The organism is Klebsiella sp. HMSC25G12 (genome assembly GCF_001807705.1).
Lineage (GTDB): Bacteria > Pseudomonadota > Gammaproteobacteria > Enterobacterales > Enterobacteriaceae > Klebsiella > Klebsiella variicola.
The window spans coordinates 1-2,471 of the sequence record NZ_KV789780.1 but is presented as its reverse complement, the minus strand read 5'-3'; the positions used below and the strand labels follow the sequence as shown (position 1 = coordinate 2,471).

2 protein-coding genes and 1 pseudogene are annotated in these 2,471 nt (G+C 52.1%); 2 read left to right on the top strand and 1 reads right to left on the bottom strand.

Annotated elements, in window-relative coordinates:
* Positions 1 to 36: 36 nt before the first annotated feature.
* Positions 37 to 447 (top strand): annotated as a pseudogene (locus HMPREF3096_RS01175) (helicase-related protein); the annotation flags it as partial.
* Between the two features lie 107 nt (positions 448 to 554).
* Here HMPREF3096_RS01175 and HMPREF3096_RS01170 read toward each other — a convergent pair.
* A complete protein-coding gene (locus tag HMPREF3096_RS01170) occupies positions 555 to 1,628 on the bottom strand; it encodes an FUSC family protein (protein WP_004118212.1) in 1,074 nt (357 codons plus the stop codon).
* 265 nt (positions 1,629 to 1,893) lie between these two features.
* Between HMPREF3096_RS01170 and HMPREF3096_RS01165 the strand changes: the two genes are divergently transcribed.
* Positions 1,894 to 2,403 carry a DUF2778 domain-containing protein gene (locus tag HMPREF3096_RS01165; RefSeq protein ID WP_004187073.1) on the top strand — a complete coding sequence of 170 codons (510 nt, stop codon included), beginning with the start codon at positions 1,894 to 1,896 and terminating at the stop codon, positions 2,401 to 2,403.
* The last annotated feature ends 68 nt before the right edge of the window (positions 2,404 to 2,471 follow it).

The window sequence follows — 2,471 nt, the reverse complement described above, 5'->3', positions numbered from 1 at the left end:
AACATAAAACACTATCAATAAGTTGGGACCATTACCCGCCCTGTCATTATTAACGGTGATACCAGCACTAAAAGTAATAGTCAGAATAGCCGCCAGAGGCTGATCGATGATTTCCAGGTTCATCCTGGATTTGGGGTGATTATTCTCTCTACGGTTGCAGTCGGTTTCGGTGTTAACGTACAGAAAGCCAATCATGTTATTCATTTCACTCGTTGCTGGAACCCAGCCAAAGAAGATCAAGCAACAGATCGGGCGTACCGGATTGGGCAAATTAAAGATGTGTATGTTTATTATCCGACGGTGAGGGATCCCGAAATCACCACATTTGAAGAAACTCTGGATGACCTTCTGCTGCGGCGGCGTTCATTAGCAAGAGATATGCTGTGTGCAACTCCTGACTTGAGTGGCGCTGATTTTGAGGACATTTTGAAAGGGGCGTTGGACTGACCCCGCCCCGGTAGACGATCCTGCCCTATAGTTGGCCTGGCGGCAGAGATGGAGTAGACCGCTGAATGTCAACGGTCGTGTAGAATACTGGTATCTCTGCGTGACAATCATGCGTCACGTGAGCCCAGCAGTGCCTGTAAGGCATGCTCCAGTTGCCGTGCATTATCTTCTACCGTGAGCCATTCTGGCGGTAGTTCATGGCGCTGGTCAGCGGTGGACTGAGGTGGTGTTCCCATACAAGCCTGTGGGTCACTTTCTTTAAGCGCAACAACGGCGGATTGACGGGCTAGTACCATGCAGCTATCCGACAACCACTGACAATACGTCATCACGACAGTTGGTGGTGGAGTATGGGTGTGTGACATGGCCCGGCTGAGACTTTCCGCTAATAAAAGGGAAGTCGCGTATACCCGGATTGCATGGCGGTCGTAACGCTGTGTGACGGTGGCAAGCCGCCCGGCGTTTAGCCGACCCCGTAGTGACCAGCGTTTACTGACCTGTGCTTCAGCTACAGCGGCGCGAAGAGCGGCCAGAGCGGCCTGAGCCTCTGAAAGCTGACTCAAAGCGGCCTCTGCTCCCTTACTGCTTTGCACCTCACAGGCTCGTAGCATTCGATCCAGTCCATTACCAATCTGACGCAGGAAGTCGGAGGTTGAACGCCCAATGTCGCTGAATGGATTAGACGTAAAGAGCACCTGGCTGAATAATAATCCGACAGAGGCTCCCAGCAGAACGTCCACTAAACGTGTACCGCCCGCGCTTTCAGGCCCCATGGCAAGAACCAGAGCCACCGATACTCCAGCCTGGATGGGGACCACCGGAGCCGGGCCGATGGCGGCGCCCAACAAAATAGCGAAGAACATACCAATGCTCATCCGCACCAGTGGATGAGTATCGGGGAGCTGCCACATCAACTCCCCCATCACGATACCGAACGTACAGCCAATAACCAGATTTCTGGCCTGTTTCAGGTGACTGGGTACACCCGGAGCAAGACATACCACGGCGCTGACGATGGCAAACGTAGGATGCTCATGTCCTAACAGCCATACCGCCAGTAACCATGCCAGCAGGCAGGCCAGTGCCGTAGCAAGCGCATCGCGCGCTGCCAGCCTCGCACGTGAAGGAAATCCAGTGGTGATTTGGCGCCAGGCCAGGCGTAGACGAACTAACCAATGCAACAGGAAACTCCTCAGCGATGATGCGCATGATGATTCACGGTTCTGGACGACCCGAACAGATGCCCGAAATAGTAGATCACATTGCGGGAAAAGGGGGCAGGATTATGCGTTCTGATGCTTCTCTGAGCATTGATATACCGCCGCCAGGCACTGACTACCAACATAAAATAAGATTATTTCAAATAAAATCATATTATTAACATAGATTGTCTACTAAGCAGCCTGTACCTTAATCTACAGTTCAAAAAAGGATATTGGGTGGTGCATGACTCTGCATGGAAGGTTTGTCATCAACGATGCGCATGACTCGCCGTTATCGTTTGCTGGGGCCGGAACATTTTTAGCGTTTTCTGGCGATGGTATTTATCGCAATCGAGGGGCTTGTGACATGAAGCCGACCGCAGGCCCGGTTCCGGCGGGTAAATACTGGATTGTTAATCGTCCTGAAGGTGGACTCCGATCGCACGTTAATGCCGGTGTTCGGGATCGTTACAACCAGGTCATGAATGGTGCGACGTTCAGGCACAGGCGGGATGATTGGGGAATCGACGATGACACATGGAATGAGGGGGTTAAACGCGGTAACTTCCGTTTGCATCCTGGCGCGCTATCAAAAGGGGGTATCACTCTGCTACATGCTTCAGATTTTGCCATGTTGCACAATGCGTTACTAAAAACACCGCAGGTGGATGTTCCTTGTATGAGTAAACTCAAGGCATACGGCACAATTGAGGTGATCTTGACCCTCCATCTCCGGACAGCTTTTGTATCTTAAGTTAACGATGTCCGCTGCCGCCGATATTCCCTCGGGGAGTGATATCCCAGCGCGCTGTGCGGGTGGTT